Below are 23611 nucleotides of genomic sequence, written 5' to 3' on the forward strand. Positions count from 1 at the left end.
ATCGAGAGGGTCAGGCCGTGAGATCGACGTCGGCCTGCACGGGGGTGCCGGAGCGGCAGGACCAGGGCGAGCAGCCGTCCGGCTCGCCGTTCTCCAGCTCGGCGTCCGCGAGTGCGTCGAAGATGTCGCCCTGGCGTCCGGACCACTCGTGGGCGGTGACCCGGTCGATCGGCGCCTGATCCAGGGGACGGCGACTGCGGTGCAGATACGCCTGCCCGAGCAGCGGTGTGCCCTCAGCGGTCGCCCGCGCGTTGCCCGACCTGATCGCGGCATCGAACTCCACGACGTCGCGCCACTCCTCGGGCGAGCCGTCGCGCAGCGCCCGCCACTGGGCGTTGCCGTGGTACGGGCACCCCAAGCACGCGCTCTTCGGCGTCTGGCCGAACCCCCGCGAGCGCAGCAGCCGCAGGCAGTCCGAGCGGGAGAACCCGGCCTCGATCAGCGGGAACCGGTTCTTCATGTAGGCGACGTCCGCGTCCTTGGCCCGGGTGAACTCGTCCACCGAGATACCGATCCACTGCTCGACGTGGACCCCGGCGGGAATCCGCTGGGGATAGGGGTAGCCGAGCAGCTCGCGGACCTTCTCCTTGATGGGCCGGATCTTGTACTGACCCGTGCACTGGCGTCGTGACATCCCTTCACTGCCAGTGGAGTTGAGGATGTGCAACGGCATCGACGCGAACCGCTTGGACGGATCGAGCGCATCGGAGCGGATGTTGCCCGACGACACCCGCAGGACCGGAATCCCGGCGGGCGCGGCGATCTCCCGCTCGATCCGGTCCAGATGCTCGTAGACCGCGCGCGGCTCCCAGCCGGTGTTCGCGAAGATCGCCACGTCCAGGCCGGGCAGGTGGCCCTCGGCGGCCATGAGCAGCAGACAGGTCGACTGGACCCCGGCGCCGAGCGAGAGCACCTTGAGCGTCGGGGCGCTCATGCCGACAGCCCGAAATCGTCGCGGTTTACGGACTTGGCGAGCGCCCGCTCCGTGATGGCCTTCGTCGCGCGAGCCGAGGCCGGACCGACGACCTTGGCCGCGGGCTCCTTGTACCAGGGCCGCAGATCGAGCATGGCGACCCGGATGCCGGTGGCGAGCAGCAATGCCTTGCCCTTGGGGAGGGCGCGGATCGCGTCCGGGGGCAGGATCCGCTCGGTGCGCATGCTGACCGAGGTGGACTTGCCGCTCTCGCTGGTGGACACCGAGGTGGTCTGGACGTCATGGTCTCCGACCTGTCGGCTGAGTCGGTCGGCGAAGTCGGCGTCGTCGATACCGCTTCCGATGATCTTGATGGTGGCGGCGGACCAGAGGGCGTCCATGCCGGCCTCGCCCCAGCATCGCTGGCCCTGCCGGTAGGACTGCAGGATTGTCATCGGGATGACGCCCCGGCTGCCCAAGTGGGAGTACAGGTCGGGGAGATCGGAGATCTTGCAGACGTTCGCGGCCTCGTCGAGGACGCACAGGGCGGGCGGGTCGAGCCGTCCGCCGGAGCGCTCGGCGACGACCACGGCCGCGCGCATCACGGCGTCGGCCGCTGCCGCGATGATCGCGCTCGCGCTGCCGCCGCCGTCCTTGCTGAGCAGGTACAGGGTGTCGCGGGAGGTGGCGAACGTGAACGGCTGGAACTCGGGGAGGTCCTTGCTGGGCGTGACCCAGGCCGCGACGTCCGGGTCGAGCAGGCAACTCGCGTACTGGCGCGCGGTCTCGTAGATGCCGTCCCGCGTCTCCGTGGCTCCGCTGACGGTGCCCTGGAGCTGGGCGGCGACCGCGTCGTGGCCGGCGTCGGTGAGCAGGTCGACCGGGGTTCGGTCGGCGGGGGAGGCGAGCCAGGCCAGGACGTCGGTGATCGGACGCCGGTGGCTGGCGGCAGCCAGGAACAGCGCGCCGAGCGTGTTGCTCGCGGCCGTCGACCAGAAGTCGGAGCCGTTGGACTCGTCCACGCTCGCAGCCACGAAGTGTCCGGCAAGGCGCTTCGCCCCGGCCAGATCGCGGGCGTCGGCCAGGATGTCCCACCACATCTCGCGCGGGTGGTGGGCGATCTGCTGGGGGTCCAGCGTCCAGACCGTGCCGACCTCGGCGCGGGCGTCCACCGTCGCGGTGAAGGCGTCGTTCGCCGCCTTGTTGGAGGTCAGCAGCACCGGGCCCGGAGCCGCGAGGATCGCGGGGATCGCCAGTCCAGAAGTCTTGCCGCTCCGCGGGGCCATGATCGCGACGATCACGTCCTCCCAGGACGCGCGGACTTCGACCCGATCGGAGGAGAGCGCGCCGAGCAGGATGCCGCGGTCAGCAGGAGCGACCTCTTTTACACTCCCGGCCGTTCAGGGACGGCCGAAGGCTCCGGGCCTTGGCGGTGATCTCCTTGTCAAGCAGCGGAGCAAGGTCTGCCTTGCGGGCGAGACCGCTCTTCGCGGTACCGCGCAGCCGGAACCACAGCATCAGGCCGACGACGGTCAGGGACACGGACAGCAGTCCGGGGATGATTCGCGCGCCGACGAGCAGGGCTGCGGGGCTCAGGGTCGGCCACAGCACGTCGGGATGAAGCAGCGCATCAGTGGCCCTGAACGGAGACCAAGGTCCCACTCCCCAAAGGGAGTTGGTGAGATTTCCGCTCAGCCAGGCCAGCGAACCGAAGGCGAGCGCGATGCCGAGTAGGCCGAAGAGGAGGTAGAGGAGCGCGTCCGACCCGGTGGTGGTCGAGGGCGCGCTGGTACGCGGTGCGGGCATGGTGAGTCCTGGAATTGAGCGCAGGCGAGAAACGGTGGCGGGGCGCGCGGCGCTCTTCTGCTGGTCATCGAGGAAGCTCCTGCTCAAGAAAGGAGTCGGCGGTCGGGGCTATCGGGTACGAGGGGCTCGGGGCGGCGGAGTGCTCGGCGCAGCGTCTGAGGGGCCGACCGGGGACGTCGTGCCCTGGGCGGCTGCCTTCGGTGAGGAGGTACGGGCAGCGCGCTGCCGATTCGTTTCCGCAGTGCCATCGGCGGTCGGCGGGGCCGGAGCGACCGGACCAGCGCCGAGGACATCGCTGAGCAGTTCCCTGGTCCGCAGGACGTTGACCATCTCGTGGTGCCTGGGGTCGGTGAGTTCGGCAGGGCACGCGGCGATCCCGTCCTCGGCGAGCGCCAACTGCTCCTGGACGTCCAGGAGCATGCCGTGGGCGGCGGCCAGCCGTGTCCAGGTCTCGAAGACGGGGTTGTGGTCCGGGGTGTCGAACGTCAGACGGACGCGGGTCCAGTCGGCGGCAGCGGCGACAAGTTCAGTCAGCTGAGGGAGAGCGCCGACCAGCGCGCCGTTGACCTCTTCGATGATCGCGGCGACCTCGCTGGGCGTCGCGGTCTCGGCAAGCCGGGCGATCATCCCCGGAACGGAGTACGGGTCGGAGGACGGATGGGGCAGGTGGCGGACCTGCAGAGGCTTGTCGGGGCCCGGCGTTTCGCGGCCCTGGGCGAGCCGGATGTTGTGCTGCATCGCGGCGCCGACGGCCTCGCCGATGCTCGGGTAGAAATCGGGCACGGTTGCTCCTCGACCATGTGCTGGACCTCTGGGCCGGGTGGGGGGCACGAGGCCGACGTGCTCCCTACCTGGAAGGACGGACGCCGATCCCCATGCCGGTCTTGTGGCGGTGGACGGTTCACGGGGCCACCGACAGAGCCAGAGCGTCAGTGAGGCGCGAGAGAGAGTCCTGGGCCGCTTCGGGACTGTCGGCGGTGACGACAAAGAAGCCGACCCGGCTGGTGTCGAGGTTGCCCGCCGGCGGCAGTACGACCCGCTCTCCGACGTCTCGGAGCCACGTCACCTGGTGCAGCCACGGGAACTCCGGACCAGGGTGGATCGCCAGGGCGCGCGCGGAGAGGGTGCCGGAGGCCGGAGGATAGACGAGCTTTATCGCAGCGGTGCCGTGCGCCGTGGGTGTCAGGTCGGGAACCTGTCCGCAGGCGACATCGGACGCGATCCGAGGCAGGTCGAGACCGGTGGCGAGGCGGACGAGCTGACCGATCAGATCGCCGCCGATCCGGGAGTTGACCTCGATGATCCGCGGCCCGGACGCGGTCAGGCGCATCTCAACATGCTGGACGCCAGCCGTGACGCCGAGCGCCCGCACTGCCTGAACGGCGATGGGGGCGACCTCGGGCAGGAGCGGGTCGCCGGCACTCAGGGTGTGGCCGACCTCCTCGAAGTAGGGAGGGAAGGCGACCTCCTTGCGGGTCACGGCCAGGGCGGTGGTGACACCGTGCTGGGTGACGCACTCCACCGATATCTCCGGGCCGGACAGATACTCCTCGACCAGCACACCGCTGCCTTCCGGGCCTTGCTCACCGGCTCCGGCGGCGGCGAACTCCCAGGCGGAGGGCAGGAGTTCAGGGGTATCGACGCGGATGACGCCGATGCTGCCCGCGTGCGAGGAGGGCTTGAGGACGACCGGGAAGCCGGTGCGGACCGCGGCGGTGGTCGCCTCGGCCAAGGTGTCGACACGCGTGGACGCGGCCGAGGGCACACCGTGCTCGGCGAACAGGCGGCGGCTTGTCGCCTTGTCCCGGCAGGCGTTCATCGCCACCGTGCTGTTGCCGGGCAGGCCGAGGCGGGCGGTGAGTTCGGCGCTCGGTACGAGCGTGTACTCGTCCCAGGTGACGACTCCGGCGATGGGGTGGCGCGCGGCCAGAGCCAGGCCGGCAGCGACCACGGCCGCCGGGTCGTGGGTGTCGGCGACCTCGTGGTCGACCACCAAGTGCTGCTGCCAGGACGGGGGCTTGGTGTCGATCACCGCGATCGGGTACGCGGCTGCGGCCTGCTCGACGCAATAGCCGCGAAACACGGGCTCGGTTCCGCCGACGACGATGAGCAGCGGCCGGGTGGATCGGGACATGGGAAAGCCTCCGTGATGCGGTGGTGGGAATGAGAAGAGGAGGGAGGCGGCGGTTCAACGGCTCATCGCGAGGCGTCTGCGCGGGGAGCCTTCTCGCGGTGTGTGAGAACCGGTTGCTGGAGTGGCTCGTACGCGGTCCGGTGCCGTCGGAGACCGGCGAAACATGCGCTCAGCGCCAGGCCCTGCAGAGCCGCGCACGCCAGCAGCAGGTGCGGAATGTCAGCGGCGGGAACGGCCGCGATCAACCCTCCGGCCAGCGGGAGCGGTATGACCACCAGGATGATCGTCACCGCCAGAGTGGAGCCGAACGCCCGTACCGGGATGAGCCGGGTACGCAGCGTGCGCAGCACGACGGTGATCGCTCCTTCGCTGGCCATGACCACCGTCACCATCACGGTGTACGCGGTGAAGTCCGGAGCCAGGGCGGTCGCCACGCACGCCATCGTCGAGACGGCGGCCGTCACCGCGCCGACCGCCCAGACGCCGAAGCGGTCGATCGTACGGCGGCTGGCCCACACGGCGATCAAGGAGGCGACGGCTGCCGCGCTCCAGACCGTACTCATGGCGAGGGCGGAGTGACGGAAGCGATGGATGACCATGATCGGGGCGGCGGCCTGGAGGACGCCGGTGGCCAGGTTGGAGGCGGCCAGGCCACCGACCAGCCAGGCGAGCGCCGGGGTACGGCGCACCGTCGTCCATCCCGTCAGGAGACTGCTGGGAGCCGGGCGGTGACCCGTGACGCCTGCGTCGACGGACGTGATCGCGGCAGCGGTAAGGGCCAGCACGGCGACCGTGGCCATCAGTACGGTCGGGCCGACGAGGAGGAGCAGGCCGCCGAGCAGCGGACCGGCGAGCATCGCGCCTTGGTCGATTCCGGTCTGTACGGCCTGAACGCGGTGTGCCGCATGGCCCGACCTGCGGCCGGCCTCGGCACCCAGGGTCTCCATCGCGACGAAGGAGACCTCCGTGAGCAGCCCCGAGGCAGCGCCGAAGGCCAGGACAACGCCGGTGGTCGTCGAGCCCGTGCTCGGCAGGGCCAGCAGCATCGCACCGGTCACGGCGACCGAGACGGCACGGACCAGGTTGGACATCCGGAAGACGCGGCCGGCACCCCACCAGTCGACCAGCGAACCGGCGAAGGTGAAGGCAGCCAGTCGCGGCGACCACTCCAGCAGAAACGCCAGGCCCGTCAGGGCAGTTGAGCCGGTGGTGACCAGGACCAGCAGCGGGATCGCGTAGGTGACCGTCGTGCTGGCCAGCGCATCGGTGGTGCGCATGACGTAGATGCGTGGCAGACCGGCATCCGGAGTGTGCGAAGGGATCACTTGGGTCACCGCGTTCGGGGGCCGGGAGCCTGCGACGGGCGTACGACCGGGCTGGGGCCCGCTGCCCCGGTACCGGGCGACGAGGAGGCCTTGGCCTTCGCCACTGCGGGCGATGTAGCAATGGCGGCGCTTCGGGATTCGGGGAGTTCCGGGGAATGCGTCTGGGTGCCGACTTGCGAGCGCGGCAGGTTGTTGGAGTGGCGCAACTCGCCCTCCCAGCCGATGAGTTGCGACTGCGCCGAGCTGACGAACTCCGCGGCGAACTCGAACCGGTCAGCGAGCTGGTATGCCTCGTCGTGGAGGTCGGTGATCTGTTCCCCCGCCGCCTCCAGCGCTTCCCGGACGCGCTCCAGCGCACCGTGCTCGGAGTGGAGGAGGTGATCGACCGCCCGCCGAAGGGCGGCGCCGTCTTCTGCGGCCCTGATCTGGTCGGTGACCCGCAGGAGTTCGCCTCCGGCGATGTAGGGCCCGAGCAAGTTTGTCGGGCCGGTACCCAGGGCTGTGTCGAGGGAAGGGGTGAGATCGACGTCGTAGCGCGCGGCACGGAGCATCTCGGCTGCGTGGGTGGCGATGGCGGCGCGGTCTGCGGCCGGGGTGGTGGTGGGAAGGCGGTGGCGTCGGCCGTACCAGTCCTCGATCTGCTGGAAACCGGCGTGCCTGAGGAGTGTGGCGGAGAGGTCGTCGCTGGCTCCCTTCGCCGAGACGCTGCCGCTGGGTTCGGCGGTGATGGTGATGGAGGGGGCAGGCACGTGAGTCTCCTGGGAGGGGGGTACCGGGTGTGGAGCGGTGGGCTGATGAGCCAGTTCGGTGGCCAGGCGGTAGCACTCCGCTTGCAGGCGGAAGGCGTCGCGGTAGGAGTTGTGGAGGCTGCCGTCCTCGCGGGCGAGGGTCGCCACGATGTGCACTTGCCGTGGCTGGTTGCGGACGGCGATCCATCGGCATGCGTCCGGATCGCCGTCCGGGGCGATCCCGGTAACGGTCACCAGACGGCGGGCGACGGTGGCCCACTGCGAGTCTGTGAGATCCGGCCGACGAGGGTCGGAGCGCACGGAGCAGATCCACGTCGGCCGTTCGGGCGCACGTCCTCGGAGGCGCTCGACGGGTGCATCGAGGGCGTGGGCCAAGTAGGGCAGTGAGTCCGGCTCCGCGAGTAGTTCGATCGGGGCTCCGTGGGCGTCACCTGCGATCAGGCGAGGACTGGTGTGGTTTCCGCGTTCGCCTGGCCCGTACAGGTATGAGAGCAGGCCGGCGGTGTTGCTGGCGCGCTGCAGGTGGGCGATCACGGCGGCTACCTCGATGGGGAGTGACAAACAGGAGCCCGGTCGTCGGGCTGTCAGGGAGAGGATCCGCAGAATCCGCGATTTCGCGCGGCCGGAGATCCCTGGTAGACGCCGCTGCTCACCCCGGGGTGTCGAGGCCGTGGTCGTAGGTGAAGTTCGCGCACGCGGCACGGGCGAAGTAGGCGTCGTTGTGCAACCGGGCCCAGCGGCCGTCCTGACGGATGACGGTCGCCACGATGTCGAGCCCGCTGGCCTGGTTGCGCATGGCCACCCACCGGCAGGCCGCCGGGTCGGCGTCCGGCTCTATCTCTGTGGCGTCCAGAACCTCGCGCGTCAGCTCGAATCAGCCGCCGTCGTCGATTTCCACGTCGGTGGTGTTGCGGATGGCGCAGTGCCAGGTGAGCCGCCGGGACGCGGTGTGCCCGGTCCGCGGTTTCCGCAGCGCAGGGGGTACTCGGGCATGGGGTATCAAGGTCCTTGAAAGAGGAGCCGGTGCCCCGCAGAGGCGGGGCACCGGGCGGTCAGAAGTGAGGGTTCTCGGTCGGCCGGTCGGCCTCGGTGGTTGCCCGGAGCAGCTCTGTGAGGTCGTCAGGCTCAGCGTGTCCTGCGGATGGCGTCTGTGGCCGCCGTGGCGATGGCGGCGGGAGCGCTGGAGGGCTGGGGCAGGTGCAGCAGGGTGGTTCCCGGCAGGTGATGGGACCCCGTGGTGAGGGTGAGCTGGAGTACGGCGCAGCCGGCGGTCGTGAGCTGTTTGACGCGGGTGACGGCTTGAGCGGTTTCGTCGCTGGCGTAATGGGCGTCGGTGACGATCACGAGGAGGCGGCCGGCGCCGGGGCGGCTGAGTTCGAGGCCGTGGTCGAGTGCGTCGATGGCGTCGGCGAGGTTGTGGTGGCCGCCGTTGGCGGCGAACGTCGTGACGCGTTCTGGTGCTCGGTGGGTGGGTCGGGTCAGTGCGGTCAGGTGCTTGTCGTAGGCGATGGTGGCGGTGAGGGAGTCGGGGTCGGTCAGGGCTGCTGCGCGTGCCACGATCCAGGCGGCGGACGCGACGGGCGCGCAGGCGGCGCGCATGGAGCCGGAGACGTCGACGGCGATACCCACACGCAGCGGTGGGGTGGGGGAGTTCCGGCGGCGGGTGTGGGTGAACGGTTGTGCGGTGGGGACCGACCCGGCCGCGCGCTGAGCGTCGCGGGCGAGGGCCGCGCGCATGTTGAGGCGGCCGGGCGGGGTGGGGCTGGTGGTCCGCTCCTCGGTCCGCTCGCGGTAGGCGGCGGCACGCAGGGCGCGGCTCAGGCGCGCGGCGGCACTCTGCTCGGCGGCGGTGGGCCTGCGGGTGCCGGTGACCGGGTTGCCGTAGGAGGCCGGTGTGCCGTCGGGGGTGACGGTGGTGCCACGCGGGTTGAAGACCGACTTGGCGGTGGCGGCGGCTTTGCGTCGCTGGCCGGCCCGCTGGGCGCGGTCCTGGGCCTGCGCCGTGGACTGCGCGGCCATGGCGTTGGTCGCTGCGGCCTGTGCCGCGAGGTCGGCGGCGTCGGTGGCTGCCGTGCTGTCCATGACGACCCCCACGGCGCCGGACAGCAGATCGGTGAGGTTCTTAGGCACGGGCAGGGCGGGGGCCGCGGTGTCCAGAGCGTCGCACCATTCTTTCGCGTGCGCGAGCATGGTCGTGGCGTCGTGGTCGGCGCACTGGTGGGCTGCGGTCCAGATGCGGGTGAGGGTGGCCAGCAGGTTTGCGCCCAGCACCTTTTCGCACAGATCGGCGACGGCCCGGGTCTCGCCGGCGTCCAGGATGCCGACGTCACGGCGGCCCAGGACCAGGGCCGCCACGGCGGCGGCGTGCTCGATGCCCTGGAGGGTGGGGTGCGCTGTGTCGGGCATGACCAGGGTTCGGGCACTGGTGCGCAGGTACGTGCGGTCCGTGGGCCGCCGGTTCAGGTGTGCGCCTTCGACGCGGCTCTCCTCCAGCAGGAGCGCGGCCTCGACGACACGGGGGTTCGCTCCGGCAGGCTTCGTCCAGACGGAGTGGGCCGCGTGCGCGGCCTCGTGGACGAACACTCCCCAGGCGGCGGGATACCGCTCCTCGTCGCCCACGATCCGCGGATGGATCTCGTGGGGCTTAAGCGGGGCGAACAGGCCGGCGTCGAACTCGACCTCGCCCAGAGTGGGGAAGAACGCGGCCGGTGCGCCGCTGCGCGTGCCGGGGCGGCAGGTGACGAGGAGGTCCTGGCGGCCGGAGAGGGCGACCAGCCGGTCGCCGAGTTCGGCTCCCACGCGCAGCCACAAGTGCGGGGAGGAACGGGGTTGCGCGGGCGGGGCGCCGTCGTCGTCCCATCGCGCGAGGTCGGCGTCGTCGTTCCGGGTGGTGGCGGGGGACTGGACGTGGTGGTGGGCGCTCATCGCGAGCGGCCCCGGTGTGCGGAGCCGGTGCTGCCCGGGGGCTGGCGGACGGCCGGGGCGGGGAGCTGCTTGCCGAGGGTGAGGGGCGCGATCTTCTTGACGCCGGAAGCCTTGATGACGGCGGCGGCGACGGCGTCGCGATCCTCCAGAGGAGCGATGCCGACGAGGTTCGCGAGCGCGGCTTTGGTGCCGAGGACGGCCTCGGTCTTCTGGTAGCTGAGCAGCTCTCGCAGTTGGGGGGCCCATCCCAGTTCGCCGAGTTCGACTTGGTGGGCGAGGTGCCGGGCGACCCGGACCACCCGGGCATCGATCCTCAAGGCCAGGGCGAGGTCGTAGTCCGTGCCGATCTGGATTTGCACGCTGAACCGGCTCGCGAGCGCCTCCGTCAAAACCGCGCCGTGGACGCCGGGATTGTGGCCCGCCACCACGTAGAAGCCCGGCTCGGCCTTGATGGTCTCGCCCTTGTGGGCCTTGACCTGGATCTGCCTGCGCCCGTCCATCGCGGGATACAGCGCCGCCAGGACCTTCGGTGAGATCAAGGTGGCATCGTCGATCAGCAGGGCGCGGCCCTCGGTCATCGCGGTGACCAGCGGACCGTACTGGAAGACGTAGGCTCCCGCGTCGTCCTGTGTGTACTCGCCGATCAAGTCGCCGACCGTGGTGTCGCCGTCACCGGCGACGGTGAGCAGGTCCGGGAACGCCGCCTCGACCAGACTCGTCTTGCCGGTGCCCGGAGGGCCGTAGAGCAGCACCGGCACGTCGGCGTCGCGCAAGCGATTCAACGCCTCGACGTCGGGCAGATCGGCCAGCTCCCGGGGGTGGTAGACCTGGCCCCCCGCGCGGCGGATCGGGCCGGTCTGCCTGGGCGTGGCTGCCGCGGGAATGGTCGTGCGGGCCGTGGCCGCCTGGGCGCGGGGAGAGTGGGTGCCCGGTGGGCTGATCACAGCGGTCTGCGCGGCTGCGGCGGTTTTCGCGTTCGCGCGGAACTCCGGTTGTCCCCTTCCGCCTTGGCCGGCCTCGCCGCGTCGCACCAGGGTGAGGGCGGCGTTGCGGACGGCGCCGTGGGAGTGGCCCAGTTGCCTGGCCATGTCCCCGATGGTGAGCGTGTCCGCCGGCCGGTCGGCCAGCAGTCGGGCCACCTTGGCCCGTAGTTCGCCGCCCTTGGTGCGCGCTGGACTGGTAGGCGTTCCGGGTGTGGTCAAAACGAGGCCCCTTCAACAGGTGCGGGTGCGGGCGGGGTTGGCGATGCGCGGCAGAGGCCGGCCGCTCCCGGAGCGGATCACGGACTGTGCCGACATCGGCGACCGGGCCAACCGGGGCGTACCGTCGGCGCTCACCGGCCGACCGAGGGCTCGGTCCAGGGGCAGGGGATGGCCGGCGACGAGCAGCTCGCCGGCTGCCGGGCAGGCCCGTGCGTCCGCTCCGTACCGGGTTCCGTCGCCCGGCAGGCGCAGCCTGGCGTCTCTTCGAAGCCGGCCTGGAGCAGGATCCGCCGGGCGGCGGCGTTGTAGCCGGTGGTGGTGATCTCGCCGGTGATGGCGTGCCGGATCGTCATGAACGGCTCTGCTGGTGCTTCGGGCAAGGCGGATCTCCTATCGGTGGTGGCGGGAAAGCGGTGGGGTGTTGGGCGAAGGCGAGGCGGGCCCGGAGCCGGGTGTACCAACAACGGCCATGGGAACTGCTCCTTACGGAAGTTGGGTCAGTGGTTGCGGGAGAACGCGATGCGCGGGTCGACTGGCCGGGCCGCCGCAGCGGACGCGGCGGGAGCGGGAACCGGACTCTTGCCCGGGAGGCCGGCGCGGGCCGGGCTGGCGGCGAGCGCGGCGGCGCTGACGGGGAACTTGTGGGTGGCCAAACCCTGACCGCGCTCGTGACGTGCGGCTGGCGCGGGTGCCGGAGGGCGGTGGGCCGCTACGTCCTGGGCGAGACGGGGCTGTACCGCGACCTGGAGGTCGGATCGTTGCATCGACACCGTGGTGCTGGCGACCGTTTCCAGTGCTTCGCTGCGGTTGGAGGCGATGGGCAGCGTGTAGATGTCCAGGTCCGGGTTCAGCCGCCAGCCGTGTTCCTCCAGGATGAGTCGGCCGCCGAGCGCAGAGGAGTGGTCGCTGGTGGCCGCGACGATGCCGAGCCGCGGATGCTCGGCGAAGGCGACGTCGGGATCTATGCGCGGAGGGCGCTCACGGGCCGGAGGCGCACCGGAGGCCAGTGAAGGGTCGAACGCGGCGTCCACGTCGACCTCGTAACGGGCTTTGCGGAGCAGTGCGACGGCCCGGGTGGCGCGGCCCTGTCCGTCACGCTGCTGGTCGGCCAGCGCGTACAGCGTCGGCTGGCCCGGGACGGGGTGGAAATCGAAGCCCTTCAACATCCATGTGCTGGCGGCGAGTTGTTTCGGATTCGCGGCGACGATGCCGTAGTCGGGGTGGCGGCCGATTGCGATGTCGGGCAGCGAGTCGTAGTGGGTGGGCATGGCAGATCCATCCGGTGGAAGCTCGGGGGCCGGGGTGGTCGAGGGTCGGGATGGTTCTGGTGGGGTGGGCCATGGCGGACTCCGGGGCGGGAAGCGGTCAGCGACCGGGTGAGGACGAGGGGCGAACGGGCGGCAGCGCCGGGCGCATGGCCGACGCGGCTGGCTGTGGTGCCGGCTTCGTGCGCTGGGTTGTCGGCGAGAGCACACGAGCAGCACTCGCCCGTGGTGTAGCAGTGCCCGCCCTGGGAGTCACGCTGAGCTGATCAAGGCGCGAGTCGATCGCGGCGAGCAGACTTGGAACACTGCCGCCGTGCTGCGCCCGGGGGCCGTCCGGTTCCGAGTCGTAGATCACTTCGTGGACTGCGGCGTCGTCGGGATGCCCACGGGTCACCAACCAGCTCTCCGGATGCCCGGGGGCACGCTCCGTGGACGGCTCCTGGGGCGGCGAGATGATCAGCGAACTACCGTCGGGCAGCCCGACGCGGACGATGTAGTCGCTGAGGCCGTACTCGACGGTGCACTCCAGGCCGCGCTCCCGAAGGGGAGCGGTGACGTGTCCGTATCCGTGCTTCTGTTCCACGGATGCCGCTGCGAAACGCGGAGGAGGATCGCTGACGTGCGCGGTGACGCGAGTGCCCTCGGTATCGAGGGAGACCAGAGGCTGGTCGGATTGCATGGACCTCTCCTTGGCCGGGCGCCCCAGCGGTCGACGGCGCGAGCCGAAGGCCGAGGGCGGTGGAGGTATTGGCGTTCCACGAGGATCCGGAGATGGGGCGGTTTGGCGGCGCCGGAACTCTGTGTTAGGTGCGTCAGCGAGAGCGACGCGGGGATGGCGGATTCGACGCGGGCGGTGCAGGAGGCGAAGTAGCGGGAGTGCCGCGGTTGCCTGATGCGGACCGCGCGAGGGCCACCTGGGCGCGTTCGGTCTGCGGAGCGGGATCTGTCTCCGCCCGGTGGGCCAAGTAGTCGCCAGCCCGCGCGAGCGCCGGACCCTGGTAGGACAACTCGTCGGCGTAGTGCCAGCCTTCGGCGTTGCGGATCTCCTCCACCCGGCTCACGTACAGTTCTCGCGAACCGGGTTGCGAGCCTTCCATGAGCGCCAGGACCTGATCCCACTCGTGCCGGATCTGGCCTGCTCGCACCAGGCTGGTGTCGATCCCGCGCAGCTGCCGGAGGTCTTCGCTGACCGGTCCCTCGACGTAGTCGGCACCGCTGGCGGCGGTGCGGACACCGGCCAGGACCTCGGGGCCGTGGGCGAGGAAGACCTCGACGTGTTTCCACGCTTCGGCGTCACGTTTCACCTTGCCGTCGTCATAGCTGCCATCGATGGGCCAGCCGTCGCGGTCGCAGAGGGAATCCGAGACCGCGTCCCAGGCGTCGGACGCCTGGCGGATGCCGGCGGCGGCAGCGGCCAGGGCCGGGATGTGCTGCCGCCACGCCAGGTGATCGGAGGCCGACTGGTCTTCGTGAGGCGCGGATATTTCGGGCACGGTAGATCCTTCTTCTTGCGCCTTCGTCTCACCGCGAGCGCGGCAGTGAGCGGACGGCGGAGGGCGTCGCGGAGGCAGAGGCCGGAGTTTGCCGACCGACGGGTGGGCCGCTGACTGCCACGGCCGGGGAGACGCGAGTCGCCGCTGCCGGTCGACGGGAGCGGGAGTGGATCTCGTGCTCCAGGCCCTCCCCGACGAGGTGCAGCTCCTCGCCGAGATCGGTCAGGCGGCCGGTGAGGGCGTCCAACTCGGAGGCGCTGCCGCGGACTCCGTGCGTGCGACACCACTCCGAGGCAATTTCGAGCATCTGGTGCAGCCGGGCCACCGCGCCGAAGTCGTCCGTGAGGGCCTTGTGGAACACCGAGGCGAACTCCTCGGGGCGGGCGGCGGCAAGGCGGTCGGCCCAGCCGTCGTCCGGTACCGTGCTGCACGGACTCGGGCCCGAGCCAGTACCTTCCCCGTGGACTCGGTCGTCCCGTCGCGGTACGGTTGACGACATCTCTCAACTCCGTTTATTTAATGGCTAGTTGAGCTATGACGACATCCGGGCGTCGGTGTCGAACAGCTCGCGCTCAGCGGGGTGCAGAATGTGCTGGGTGATGAAGGAGCGGCCCGCGACCTTCCACAGGCCCCGGCCCTTGGTCAGGGCGGCGACCGCCTGGGTCTCGACGCCGGTCAGGCCCAACAGCGAAGCAGCAGCGGCGAGTTGGTCAGGTTCCTGGCGGTAGATGATGCGGGTCGAGCAGTCGGCCAGCAGACCCTCGGCCAGCACCCGCCCTCGTGAGCCGGCGTCGCCGGCGCTGAGCAGGTCGCTGAGGCGGTGAATGACCATCAAGTTCGCGATGCCGAGGCCACGCGACAGCTTCCACTGCGACTGCATGCGCTCCAGCAGCCCGACGTGCCGCATCACCCGCCACGCCTCGTCGTAGATCACCCAGCGCCTGCCGCCGTCCGGATCGGCGAGCGCGGACTCCATCCACGCACTCGCGCAGGTCATCGCCAGCACCAATGCGGTGTCGTCGCCGGAGCCGCCGAGTCGGGACAGGTCGATGGACAGCATCGGGGTGGTCGGGTCGAAGGCCACGGTCGAGGGGGCGTCGAACATGCCGCTCAGATCGCCGTGCACCAGTCGGCGAAGGGCGTGCGCGAGATCCTGCGCGGCGGGTCCCATACGTCCGGCCTGGTCGCCGAGGGCCCGGTCGAGACGCTCGGGCGAGCCCAGGACCTGAGCAATCTCGCCGAGCAGCGGCACCGTGCCGCTGGCGTTGGCCTCGGCGACGACCAGGTCGAGCGCGAGATCCAGGGCGGTGTGCTCCATCGGCAGGAGATCGCGCTTCAACACGGTGCGCGCCAGGCCGGCCAGGAGCAGGAGGCGGCGTTTGCGGACCTCGGTTGACCAGTCTCCCTCGCTCACCGAAGCGGGCCGGGCCGGAGCGTCCAGGGGGTTCAGCCGACCCGGAAGTCCCGGGCCGAGCGCGATGCTGTAGCCGCCGAGGGCGTGTGCGACGGCGGTCCACTCTCCCTTGGGATCGCAGGGGACGTAGACCCGGTATCCGTGCGCGATGGCCCGGGTGGCGATCGACTTGGCCAGCGCACTCTTGCCCATGCCGATGATCCCGGCCAGGACGGCGTTCGGGTTGGTGAAGCCCTCGATCCGGCCGCTGCTGTACAGGGAGAACGGGTCGTAGCAGAACGCCGCTTCGGCGTGGACGTCCCGGCCGATGAAGATGCCCTCCGCGCCCAGGCCGCCCTCGGCGAGGAACGGGTAGGCCCCGGACACGGTGGCGGTGGTCATCCGGTGGGCGGGCAGGCTGAGCTTGCCGCCCCGAGCCGAGGAGGAACCGGGTCGTCCGGACGGCGGATACGCCGGACGCAGTTCCGGATCGAGGCGCTCCTCGGCGCGGTGCTTCGGCGGTGCGCCGGCGCGGCGGGCCTTGTGGCGGGCCTCGGCGAAACCGGCGCGGGCGGCACGCTGCTCGGAACGTGTTGCCTTGCGGGGGACGAACAGGGGAGAGGCGCTGGCGCGGATACGGGGCATGAACGTTTCTCCAGACGGAAGGCGGATCAGCGGCGGACGAGGCCGGTGAACGGCGCGTGCAGGTCGGCCGGGGTGGTACGGCGGCGCACCAGGTGCGCGGTGCGCTGATGGCGCTGGCAGATGGTCAACTCCGGTGCACCTTCCGGAAGTTGGGCCTGGCACGCCTCGCGGTCGGGCACCTCCCCGGAGTCCGGGCGCGGTGCCGCGTGGTAGGCGGCGTGGAGGTGGACGGCGGCCTGCCAGATACGCGTACGGGCGGCGTGGAGGTGGTCTCCCTCGGCCGGGACGAGTCGTCCGGTGCGGCCGGTATGGGCGTCGAGGAGACCGTGCAGCGAGACGAGGTGGGCGTGCAGGGCGTCTAGCTCGGCACGCGTGGTGACGAGGGGGCCGCCCGGGATGTTGAGCGCGCGGTGGAAGTCGAGCGCGGCGGTGGCGAAGGGCACGAAGTCCTGCGAGGTCGGAGCAGCGGTGCGGGACATGGGGGTGCTCTTTCGGAAGGGAGGGAAGGCCACCGTCAGGCGGAGAGGGCGAGCGGCATGGCGGCGGCGGTGAACGCTTCTGCCTGCTGCCAGGTGAGTGGCCGCAGGTCGAGCTGGGCGCCGACGGCCGCGGTCTCCACGACCGCGCAGGCGGAACGCAGTTCCTCCTCGGAGTCGGCCGAGACGGTCAGCAGGCCGGTCAGGGCGACATCCGCGTGGCCCGCGATGAGCTGGCGCTCACGGGACTTGATGTCCTGGTACTCGATCGAGTCGGCCTCGGAGTCGACCTGGCCGCGCCGGGCGCGCTCGGCGGCATCCGCGATCACGCTGGCCTTTTTGCGCTGGACGTCGCGCAGGGCGGCGTCCAGTCCCTTCGGCTCGTAGGCGAGCGAGAGGGTGCGCCGGACACCGGCGGTGAACAGGAGCTGGTGCAGGAAACCGGCCGAGGTCTCGGTGCGGGGCCAGTTCTCCACCCAGTACGTGGCGTGGAAGGCCGAGTCGGTCGCGATGTGGTCGGCTTTCTCGACGACCACGACCGGACCAGCAGCAGCGGGCTCAGCCTCGGGATGCCCTGCCGTGGACCAACGGTCCAGTGTCGCAAGGGACTTGGGGTCGTACGCCGTGCGTACGACGGCCGCGATCTCGCGGGCGGTGAGCCAGCCGGTGGGGTTGAGCCCAGCGGTGCGCGCGGCCTGGTCGAAGGTCGAGGTCAACTGCGCCAGAACGCTGAAGGACCCGGTCAGGCCGCCGCCTGCCTGGTTGATCAGACGCCGTGCGGCCTTCGCGTCCAGGGACACCGCGACATACGCCTCGTGGGGTGCTGCCGCCGGGCCCGCGCTCTGGATCAGCTCGCTGTAGATCGCACCCGCCAGGGGAGCATGCGGCTGGCCGTGCTCCTCCCAGTAGCGGCGCAGGGCGTCGCCGGAGTCCGGGACGGTGCGCTCGATCACCTGGATCCGGGCGACCTGGCCCGTGCGGGCAAGTGCGGCCAGCGCGCGTCCCCATCCATTGACGTTGGCGTTCTGGGTGCCCGGGTCGAGCAGCGCGTAGGCGCGGGAGGAGACCTTGACGACGGCGGTCAGCGTGCCGGTGTGGGGGTTGTGGACCGCGCCGTATCGGCGGTCGGGCGCGGTGACCACACGCAGGCTCGCCGCTGTGCCGGGCAGATGGAGGAGCCCTTCGCGGACCGGGCGGCGGGAAGGCCGGGTGAGCCAGACCAACTGGCCCCGCATTCGGCGCAGGGTGTACCGGGTGGCGATCGGAGCCCAGTCGGCGAGGGCGCGGCCCCGGTGGCGGACGAAGACGAGGAGGGCGATGGCGGCCCACAGGGGGATGAGTTCGAGGGCACCGACCACGCCGCGGGTGAGGATCACGGCGAGGAGGAACAGGCCGGTGAGGCTGACGACGATCAGCTGTGAGGCGGTCAGGCCGAGCAGAATGCCGCGCCGCGAGCGGTGCGGAAACTTGACGCTGGCTGTGGTGGCTTCGGCCTGCTGCTTGTTGGACATGGTGGTTCCAGACGGTTGGAGCGGGCGGGGGCGGGGCGCGCGGCGCTCTTCTGGAGGTCATGGCGAGGCTCCGTTTCCGGTGGTCGGTGGTGCGGGGGGGGGGGGGGGGGGGGGGGGCGCCCCCCCCCGGGGGGGGGGGGGGGGGTGGGGGGGGGGGGGGGGGGGGGGGGGGCGTTGGGGGGGGGGGGGGGGGGGGGGGGGGGGGGGGGGGGCCCCCCCCCGCCCCCGGATGTGATGGGTCAGGAACCCGAAGGCGGCTGGCTGGGATACACCCAGTTCGTCGGCGTCGGGGAACCGGTCGCCGAAGGTCCCGTGGAGGACGGCGGTGCGGCACCAGCGCGGGCCATGCTGTTGCCCCCAGCCGGAGCGGCAACGAACTGGCCGCCCGCTTCTCCTTCGGCGCCTCCCGATTCGCCCTCGCCGGGCCGGGTGATGAGCGGTGGGATGCCGGGGCGCTGGATCAGGGCCCGGCCCTTGTCGCCGGAGGCGTTCGGGTCCTCGCCGTACCGGAAACGGGTCTGCGGCTTGGGCGGTCCGGAGTCGATGCCCTCCTTGCTGAGAGTGCCGCCGGAAGGGCTGATACCGGAGGCGACACCGTCGCTGCCCGCGCCGGGGACCTGGCTCGGCCCCTGCGGCGCCGGTGTACCGGTACCGGTCTGCATCGCCAGGCTGCCCGCGGTCTTGGCAGCACCTGCGGCGACCGCCATGCCGGCGACGCCGGTGCGGTGGAGGTCGTCGTGGCCGCCGCCGTCGCTGGCCCAGTGGACGAACTTGTAGGTGGCGTACGGGCACAGCAGGACCAGCACCATCACGACGATGCCCGCCATCGCGTCGGACAGCGCGGCCATGCCGTCGCTGGCATCGGACTTGCCCATCGCCGACACCCCGATGAGGAAGACGACGGTCATCAGGAGTTTCGAGACCACCAGGGTGGCGGTGGCCTCGATCCAGCCGCGCCGCCACCGCTTGGCGACCTCCCAGCCTCCACCGGCTCCGGCGAACACGGCGAGCGCGACCAGGACCAGAACGCCGACCTTGCGAGCGACCATGACGCCCCAGTACATGAACGAGCCGATCGCGCATCCCAGGGCGACCAGGGCTGGGACTCCCCAGCCGAGGCCGTACATCGCCCCCAGTTCGCTGACCTTTACCACGCGGCGGATCGCATCGTCGACTGAGCTGTTGGCCGCTTGGAACAGGCCGTCGGACAGGGCGTCGACCACGGTGATGGCGACAGTCGTGAAGGCGATGGCGCAGAAGGAGAACAGGACGCCGGTCATCGTGCCGATCGCGGCTTGGGCGAGGGCGCGTTCGTCCCGTCGCCAGGCCGCGGACATCAACTGGATGCAGAACGTGCCGACGGTCAGCGCGAGTCCGATGGGCAGCAGGAGTTCGTAGTTGTCCCGGAACCAGCCGGCGTTGAGATCGATGGCGGTGGTCTCGTTGACGGCCTTCGCGGCGAGATCCGCAGCGCTTGCGGCGAGTTGGCCTGCCGACTTCGCGATCCATGCTCCGATGCCGTCGGTGACGGTCCCGGCGGGGTTGGTGGCGAAGTCGACAGCACCGCACACCTTGTCCATCAGCGGGTAGTCGCAGACGCTCATGGCGCTACCTCCTTTCCGGAAAGAGGGGTCAGGGCGCGACGGACGGCATGACGCCGGCCAGGGCGCAGGAGCGGGAGGGACGGCACTGGATTGCGAGCGTGGTGACACGGCTCTCGGCACCGCCGGCGGGCGAGCCGTTCCAGGCGATCGACTGCTTGCCGGAGACGGTCACGGCGTAGATGTACGCCTGCGTGATCGTTCCGGGATCCGCCTGGAGGGCCTGGGTGAACGAGTCCGGGAAGTGCCCCTCGTTCACGGTGGCGGTGGCGAACTGGCCGTTGGCGGCCATTTCCTTCCACAGCACGGCCGAGGGGACGACCGTGTCGACCGAGGCGGCATCGGCGTACTTGGACTCGGTGGTCAGCCACCGGTGCAGGGCGGTCCGCAGCTCTGCCCGGGAGTACGCGCGCGTGTCGTAGGACCACAGGGCGTCGGCGGCTGCCTTCCCGAACGCGATCGGATCGTGGGTGTCCGGTGGAGCCGGGAGGGACCGAGGGCGTGACCTCGGTGAGGGCGACCCGGACGGAGGGCTGGCCGACGAGGAGGGCGAGGGGGAACTCGCGGGTGAAGCATCGGCTTCCGAGGAGCCCCTGCTATCGCGAGTCAGGTAGGCGGCCAGGCCGGCGAGGGCGACGAGCACCACCAGAACGGCGGTGCCGAGCAGCGCCCGGCGACCCACGCGGGATCCGCTGCCGGGGTTCGAGGAGTGGGCAGGCATCAGTGGACCTGCGTCCCCAGCGTGCTGAAGAACGCGACCACGCCGTTCGCGGCACCCAGCAGAAGGGCCGCACCAGCGCTGACCAGCACACCCTTCTTGCCGTTGGCCTCGGCCTGGTGACCACCGGAGTGGTGGCCCCACGCCCACACTCCCGCGCTGACGGCGAGCGCGCCCACGACGGCGATGATGCCGAAGAGGTTGACGGACCCTATTACCTGCTTGAGGACCGCGAGGCCCGGCAGCCCGCCCTCGTTCGGCTTGATCCCGGGATCGTAAGCGAGCTGGATGACCTTGTCGGCGAGAAACATTACGAACTCCAGTTCGATTTATTGCACGCTGAAGCCCGAGAGGGCGGAGCGGGCGGTGCGAGAAGAGGGGGGGAGGGAGGAGCGCCGGTCAGACGACTCGGCGGGCCGCGACAATCTGCGGTTTCCAGGACGCGAGGGTCGCGATACGGACCACGTCACCGGTGTGCGGGGCGTTGATGATCAAGCCCTGGCCGATGAACATGCCGACGTGCTCAGGGACTTGGGCCGTTCCCTCGGTGAAAACCAGGTCGCCCGGCTCAAGGGCGTCGACGGATACCGCCGTGCCCTCCTTGACCTGCGTGTACGTCGTCCGCGTCAGGGTGAGCCCGGCGGCCTTGTACGACTGCTGCATCAAGGAGGAGCAGTCGCAGCGGCCCATGGGATCGGACCCGTGGGAGTTGGTGCAGCTCCCGCCCCACTGATACGGGGTGTCGAGCTGGCCCAGTGCCCAGCGGATCGCCGTCCGGACCTTGGCCGGGGCGTCGGCGGGGATCTTGTATCCGGTTGGCACCGCGCCGGCGGGGATGGTTCCGAAGTCGGTTCCGTCCCCGTCGGCCGTGCAACTGCCTGCGGTAGTAGGCGAATTGATGCCGGTGTCGGCCGAGCTGGACGCCGACGCGTCGCCGGACTTCGGCAGCAGGGGCGCGATGGCCTTCTGCAAGGCGGTGGCCAGGGGCTCCCACTTGGCGTATGCCTCCGGGAACCCGGACCTTTGTACGGCCTGAGCAGCCTGGGTGATGGACAGGGACTCCCAGCCCGAGACCTTCCGCAGCCCCTCGTAGAACTTGGTCGAGGAGTGGACCGGGTCGAGAATCTCATTCGCCGTGCCCCACCCCTGCGAGGGACGCTGTTGGAACAAGCCCAAGCTGTCGCGGTCGCCGTAGGTCAGGTTCCGCAGGCCGCTCTCCTGCAAGGCGGTCGCCAGAGCCACGACCTGCCCTCGCGCTGGGATGTTCATCGCGACCCCGGTGGCCTGGATCGTCTTGGCGTTGGGCACCTGGTCGGCCGGGTCATCCAGGCCCGGCACGGAGACCGGGCTTTTCTCGCCGCCGTCCAGGATGGCCTTCACCTGCGAGGCGACGGCTTCGGTATCCACAGACTGTGCACCGTCGGTTGAGCAGGAGGCTGAAGCCGTCCCGGCACCGATGGCGAGGATGGGCACGGCCAGCAGGATTGGGCCGGATGCGAAGAGACCGACGACGGCTCCGGTGGTCTTTTTCATCGCCGCTGCCGTTGACCGGTACGGCGGCGCCCGCAGGACGGCGGTGTTGGGTCGGGGCGCGGGGGCGTCAAGGCATGCTGCATCGCAGCGGCTCCTCGTGGTTCGTAGGAGGCGCGGTGCCGACTTCTCGTGCAAAGCCGTCGGCACCGCGCCGATGTGAATCCGCCTCTCAAGGCAGGCCCGGTTCAGAGGAGTTGGTAGCTCCTGGACACCGGTTTTGGGTCATGCGCGGCAGCCAGCCGCGCTCGTAATCTCAGGCGGTACACCGGATCTCCTCACGGGTGTTCGGACGGGGCGCGCACGTGCCTTCCGGGCTGCGCATTTGGACGAGGCAACATAGATAGGCACAGGTCAGCAGGGGTGGAGCGCTGCTCTGCCCCGGTGGCATGGCGAGACAGTAGACCGGGAATCCGGCCGCACCAAACGGCCCTCGGCGTCGGCCTTGACTAACGACACGGCTCGTTAGGCACGGCCGGATTTCGCGGTTAACGTCCGGCCCAACCCCGCTCGACGCGACCGCTCTTGAGTGACGTCCGGAGCGGATCCAGTCCCGCCGCGCCCTGAAAGAGGCCCCGCACATGAGCTACACGCTGCACCGAGGCGATGCCCTCACCGTGCTGAAGACCCTGCCGGACGAGAGCGTCAACGCCGTGATCACCGACCCGCCGTACAACTCCGGCGGGCGCACGAGTTCGGACCGCACCGGCCGTACGGCGCGCGCCAAGTACGTCACCAGCAACAGCGCGCACGATCTCCAGAACTTCCCCGGAGAAAACCGTGACCAGCGGAGCTACCGGAGTTGGCTGACCGCCCTGCTCACTGAGGCGTACCGAGCCTCCACCGAGCACGCGGTCGCCGTCGTCTTCTCGGACTGGCGCCAGGAGCCGACCACGTCCGACGCTCTGCAGATGGCCGGCTGGACCTGGAGCGGCACCATCCCGTGGATCAAGCCCGCCAGCCGGCCTCGCAAGGGCGGGTTCAAGCAGTCGTCCGAGTTCATCACCTGGGGCGTCAAGGGAAGCCTGGCCAAGGACCGGGACCTGTACCTGCCGGGCCACTTCATTGCCTCGCAGCCGCGCAAGGACCGGGTGCACATCACGCAGAAGCCGGTCGAGGTCATGCAGCAGCTCGTGCAGATCTGCCCCGAAGGAGGCACTATCCTCGACCCGTTCACCGGCAGCGGCTCCACGGGCGTCGCGGCCCTGCGCGAGGGCCGGCAGTTCGTCGGGGTTGAGCTGTCCGCGCACTACGCCGACGTTGCCGAACGAAGGCTTCGGGCAGAGCTGACTCAGGACGACTTCGTCCTGGCCGGACCGGAGGCGTGAGCATGAGCCCCAGAAGAGCGGGCCTGGCAGAGCGCACACCGATGGGTGGCCGGAGCGTCAGACCCACTGATGCTCCGGCCGCACATCGCGTGCCTTCTTCTCGTGCGGCGTGAGGACTTGGTCAGAGAGATGGGCTGATGAGGACGCGCTGCAGGCAGAAGACTTGCTGCGATGACAGCCCCGACCTCACGCCGACTCAGCGCGCCGCGATGCCGCCCCGCTGGCCGGAGATCACCGGCCAGCTTCAAGACGGAAGCGTCAACGCACTCCTCCAGCGGCGTCTCGACGACGCCCACCAGTTGGCGGTCGTTCTGCAACTCTGCATCGAAAAGGACGTCGACCTCCTCTTCGGCTGACGTCGACCGGCGTTACCGGCTCACTGTGACCAGCAGTTACGGGACAGCTCTAGCCGTCGATGTCCAGAGGGTCGCCTCAGTCAACTCCGCGGAGAACATCAAGGCGCTCGAGCGCCAGATCGCGACCCTTGAAGACGTCACTCTGAACGAGCACGCGTACGTCACGCTCGTGTCCCTTTAGTGCCGACGTAGCCGCTGACAAACCGCGTTCGTGCCGCGGCGCGTGAAGACCCGCCGCACA

23 protein-coding genes and 1 pseudogene are annotated in these 23611 nt (G+C 70.5%); 3 read left to right on the forward strand and 21 right to left on the reverse strand.

What is annotated here, in order from left to right; all coding sequences use genetic code 11:
- Positions 1-10: 10 nt before the first annotated feature.
- The 21 genes and pseudogenes from ACGFY9_RS03465 to ACGFY9_RS03565 all read right to left on the reverse strand — a co-directional run bounded on the left by ACGFY9_RS03465 (position 11) and on the right by ACGFY9_RS03565 (position 21689).
- The gene (locus ACGFY9_RS03465) at positions 11-934 is read right to left on the reverse strand and encodes a hypothetical protein (RefSeq protein WP_393751475.1); all 924 of its coding nucleotides are present in this window, start codon (positions 932-934) and stop codon (positions 11-13) included.
- Positions 931-2719 (reverse strand): annotated as a pseudogene (locus tag ACGFY9_RS03470) (type IV secretory system conjugative DNA transfer family protein). Before ACGFY9_RS03470 ends, ACGFY9_RS03465 begins: the two are co-directional and overlap by 4 nt.
- A gap of 108 nt (positions 2720-2827) precedes the next feature.
- Positions 2828-3502: a hypothetical protein gene (locus ACGFY9_RS03475; protein WP_393751477.1), complete on the reverse strand. Its 675-nt coding sequence runs from the start codon at positions 3500-3502 to the stop codon at positions 2828-2830.
- 118 nt (positions 3503-3620) lie between these two features.
- Positions 3621-4853, reverse strand: coding sequence for an acetyl-CoA carboxylase biotin carboxylase subunit family protein (locus tag ACGFY9_RS03480; RefSeq protein ID WP_393751479.1), 1233 nt, complete (start codon positions 4851-4853; stop codon positions 3621-3623).
- Between the two features lie 62 nt (positions 4854-4915).
- Positions 4916-6130, reverse strand: coding sequence for an MFS transporter (locus ACGFY9_RS03485; protein WP_393751481.1), 1215 nt, complete (start codon positions 6128-6130; stop codon positions 4916-4918).
- Between the two features lie 53 nt (positions 6131-6183).
- Complete coding sequence (locus ACGFY9_RS03490; RefSeq protein ID WP_393751483.1) at positions 6184-7227, reverse strand: hypothetical protein; 1044 nt, start codon at positions 7225-7227, stop codon at positions 6184-6186.
- Between the two features lie 349 nt (positions 7228-7576).
- The gene (locus ACGFY9_RS03495; RefSeq protein ID WP_393751485.1) at positions 7577-7723 is read right to left on the reverse strand and encodes a hypothetical protein; all 147 of its coding nucleotides are present in this window, start codon (positions 7721-7723) and stop codon (positions 7577-7579) included.
- Positions 7724-8052: 329 nt separating this feature from the next.
- Entirely contained in the window at positions 8053-9852 is a 1800-nt protein-coding gene (locus tag ACGFY9_RS03500) for a hypothetical protein (protein WP_393751486.1), read from the reverse strand.
- Positions 9849-10991: an AAA family ATPase gene (locus tag ACGFY9_RS03505; protein WP_393751780.1), complete on the reverse strand. Its 1143-nt coding sequence runs from the start codon at positions 10989-10991 to the stop codon at positions 9849-9851. The genes ACGFY9_RS03500 and ACGFY9_RS03505 overlap by 4 nt, the downstream gene beginning before the upstream one ends.
- Positions 10992-11185: 194 nt before the next feature.
- Positions 11186-11407, reverse strand: a complete 222-nt coding sequence (locus ACGFY9_RS03510; protein ID WP_393751782.1) for a hypothetical protein — start codon at positions 11405-11407, stop codon at positions 11186-11188.
- Positions 11408-11551: 144 nt separating this feature from the next.
- Positions 11552-12322: a hypothetical protein gene (locus tag ACGFY9_RS03515; RefSeq protein WP_393751488.1), complete on the reverse strand. Its 771-nt coding sequence runs from the start codon at positions 12320-12322 to the stop codon at positions 11552-11554.
- A 97-nt stretch (positions 12323-12419) separates the two neighbouring features.
- Complete coding sequence (locus ACGFY9_RS03520) at positions 12420-12998, reverse strand: hypothetical protein (RefSeq protein WP_393751490.1); 579 nt, start codon at positions 12996-12998, stop codon at positions 12420-12422.
- Positions 12999-13131: 133 nt separating this feature from the next.
- Positions 13132-13764, reverse strand: coding sequence for a hypothetical protein (locus ACGFY9_RS03525; RefSeq protein WP_393751784.1), 633 nt, complete (start codon positions 13762-13764; stop codon positions 13132-13134).
- 76 nt (positions 13765-13840) lie between these two features.
- Complete coding sequence (locus ACGFY9_RS03530; RefSeq protein WP_393751492.1) at positions 13841-14311, reverse strand: hypothetical protein; 471 nt, start codon at positions 14309-14311, stop codon at positions 13841-13843.
- 33 nt (positions 14312-14344) lie between these two features.
- Entirely contained in the window at positions 14345-15850 is a 1506-nt protein-coding gene (locus tag ACGFY9_RS03535) for an ATP-binding protein (RefSeq protein ID WP_393751494.1), read from the reverse strand.
- A 26-nt stretch (positions 15851-15876) separates the two neighbouring features.
- Positions 15877-16329 carry a DUF6238 family protein gene (locus ACGFY9_RS03540; protein ID WP_393751496.1) on the reverse strand — a complete coding sequence of 151 codons (453 nt, stop codon included), beginning with the start codon at positions 16327-16329 and terminating at the stop codon, positions 15877-15879.
- Positions 16330-16364: 35 nt separating this feature from the next.
- Positions 16365-17837 (reverse strand): SCO6880 family protein, encoded by a 1473-nt coding sequence (locus ACGFY9_RS03545; protein ID WP_393751498.1) that lies wholly within the window; start codon positions 17835-17837, stop codon positions 16365-16367.
- 239 nt (positions 17838-18076) lie between these two features.
- Entirely contained in the window at positions 18077-19441 is a 1365-nt protein-coding gene (locus ACGFY9_RS03550) for an ATP-binding protein (RefSeq protein WP_393751500.1), read from the reverse strand.
- Between the two features lie 28 nt (positions 19442-19469).
- Positions 19470-20159, reverse strand: coding sequence for a hypothetical protein (locus tag ACGFY9_RS03555; RefSeq protein WP_393751502.1), 690 nt, complete (start codon positions 20157-20159; stop codon positions 19470-19472).
- The gene (locus ACGFY9_RS03560) at positions 20159-20467 is read right to left on the reverse strand and encodes a DUF6112 family protein (protein WP_384848499.1); all 309 of its coding nucleotides are present in this window, start codon (positions 20465-20467) and stop codon (positions 20159-20161) included. The genes ACGFY9_RS03555 and ACGFY9_RS03560 overlap by 1 nt, the downstream gene beginning before the upstream one ends.
- An 88-nt stretch (positions 20468-20555) precedes the next feature.
- Positions 20556-21689 carry a C40 family peptidase gene (locus tag ACGFY9_RS03565; RefSeq protein WP_393751504.1) on the reverse strand — a complete coding sequence of 378 codons (1134 nt, stop codon included), beginning with the start codon at positions 21687-21689 and terminating at the stop codon, positions 20556-20558.
- Positions 21690-22267: 578 nt separating this feature from the next.
- Here ACGFY9_RS03565 and ACGFY9_RS03570 point away from each other — a divergent pair.
- From ACGFY9_RS03570 to ACGFY9_RS03580, 3 genes are all read left to right on the forward strand, one after another.
- The gene (locus tag ACGFY9_RS03570; protein WP_393751506.1) at positions 22268-23014 is read left to right on the forward strand and encodes a DNA-methyltransferase; all 747 of its coding nucleotides are present in this window, start codon (positions 22268-22270) and stop codon (positions 23012-23014) included.
- Positions 23015-23151: 137 nt separating this feature from the next.
- Positions 23152-23370 carry a hypothetical protein gene (locus ACGFY9_RS03575; RefSeq protein ID WP_393751507.1) on the forward strand — a complete coding sequence of 73 codons (219 nt, stop codon included), beginning with the start codon at positions 23152-23154 and terminating at the stop codon, positions 23368-23370.
- 25 nt (positions 23371-23395) lie between these two features.
- Positions 23396-23551: a hypothetical protein gene (locus tag ACGFY9_RS03580; RefSeq protein ID WP_393751509.1), complete on the forward strand. Its 156-nt coding sequence runs from the start codon at positions 23396-23398 to the stop codon at positions 23549-23551.
- The last annotated feature ends 60 nt before the right edge of the window (positions 23552-23611 follow it).

Source organism: Streptomyces sp. NPDC048504 (assembly GCF_043200035.1).
Lineage (GTDB): Bacteria > Actinomycetota > Actinomycetes > Streptomycetales > Streptomycetaceae > Streptomyces.

What these genes read in the sequence shown, in the direction of transcription:
- ACGFY9_RS03535 (WP_393751494.1), bottom strand. Translation starts at nt 15,850, where the DNA reads ATGCCCCGTATCCGCGCCAGCGCCTCTCCCCTGTTCGTCCCCCGCAAG.
- ACGFY9_RS03465 (WP_393751475.1), bottom strand. Translation starts at nt 934, where the DNA reads ATGAGCGCCCCGACGCTCAAGGTGCTCTCGCTCGGCGCCGGGGTCCAG.
- ACGFY9_RS03575 (WP_393751507.1), top strand. Translation starts at nt 23,152, where the DNA reads ATGAGGACGCGCTGCAGGCAGAAGACTTGCTGCGATGACAGCCCCGAC.
- ACGFY9_RS03545 (WP_393751498.1), bottom strand. Translation starts at nt 17,837, where the DNA reads ATGTCCAACAAGCAGCAGGCCGAAGCCACCACAGCCAGCGTCAAGTTT.
- ACGFY9_RS03530 (WP_393751492.1), bottom strand. Translation starts at nt 14,311, where the DNA reads ATGTCGTCAACCGTACCGCGACGGGACGACCGAGTCCACGGGGAAGGT.
- ACGFY9_RS03550 (WP_393751500.1), bottom strand. Translation starts at nt 19,441, where the DNA reads ATGAGCGTCTGCGACTACCCGCTGATGGACAAGGTGTGCGGTGCTGTC.
- ACGFY9_RS03540 (WP_393751496.1), bottom strand. Translation starts at nt 16,329, where the DNA reads ATGTCCCGCACCGCTGCTCCGACCTCGCAGGACTTCGTGCCCTTCGCC.
- ACGFY9_RS03495 (WP_393751485.1), bottom strand. Translation starts at nt 7,723, where the DNA reads ATGCGCAACCAGGCCAGCGGGCTCGACATCGTGGCGACCGTCATCCGT.
- ACGFY9_RS03515 (WP_393751488.1), bottom strand. Translation starts at nt 12,322, where the DNA reads ATGCCCACCCACTACGACTCGCTGCCCGACATCGCAATCGGCCGCCAC.
- ACGFY9_RS03520 (WP_393751490.1), bottom strand. Translation starts at nt 12,998, where the DNA reads ATGCAATCCGACCAGCCTCTGGTCTCCCTCGATACCGAGGGCACTCGC.
- ACGFY9_RS03480 (WP_393751479.1), bottom strand. Translation starts at nt 4,853, where the DNA reads ATGTCCCGATCCACCCGGCCGCTGCTCATCGTCGTCGGCGGAACCGAG.
- ACGFY9_RS03510 (WP_393751782.1), bottom strand. Translation starts at nt 11,407, where the DNA reads ATGACGATCCGGCACGCCATCACCGGCGAGATCACCACCACCGGCTAC.
- ACGFY9_RS03560 (WP_384848499.1), bottom strand. Translation starts at nt 20,467, where the DNA reads ATGTTTCTCGCCGACAAGGTCATCCAGCTCGCTTACGATCCCGGGATC.
- ACGFY9_RS03500 (WP_393751486.1), bottom strand. Translation starts at nt 9,852, where the DNA reads ATGAGCGCCCACCACCACGTCCAGTCCCCCGCCACCACCCGGAACGAC.
- ACGFY9_RS03570 (WP_393751506.1), top strand. Translation starts at nt 22,268, where the DNA reads ATGAGCTACACGCTGCACCGAGGCGATGCCCTCACCGTGCTGAAGACC.
- ACGFY9_RS03555 (WP_393751502.1), bottom strand. Translation starts at nt 20,159, where the DNA reads ATGCCTGCCCACTCCTCGAACCCCGGCAGCGGATCCCGCGTGGGTCGC.
- ACGFY9_RS03565 (WP_393751504.1), bottom strand. Translation starts at nt 21,689, where the DNA reads ATGAAAAAGACCACCGGAGCCGTCGTCGGTCTCTTCGCATCCGGCCCA.
- ACGFY9_RS03485 (WP_393751481.1), bottom strand. Translation starts at nt 6,130, where the DNA reads ATGCGCACCACCGATGCGCTGGCCAGCACGACGGTCACCTACGCGATC.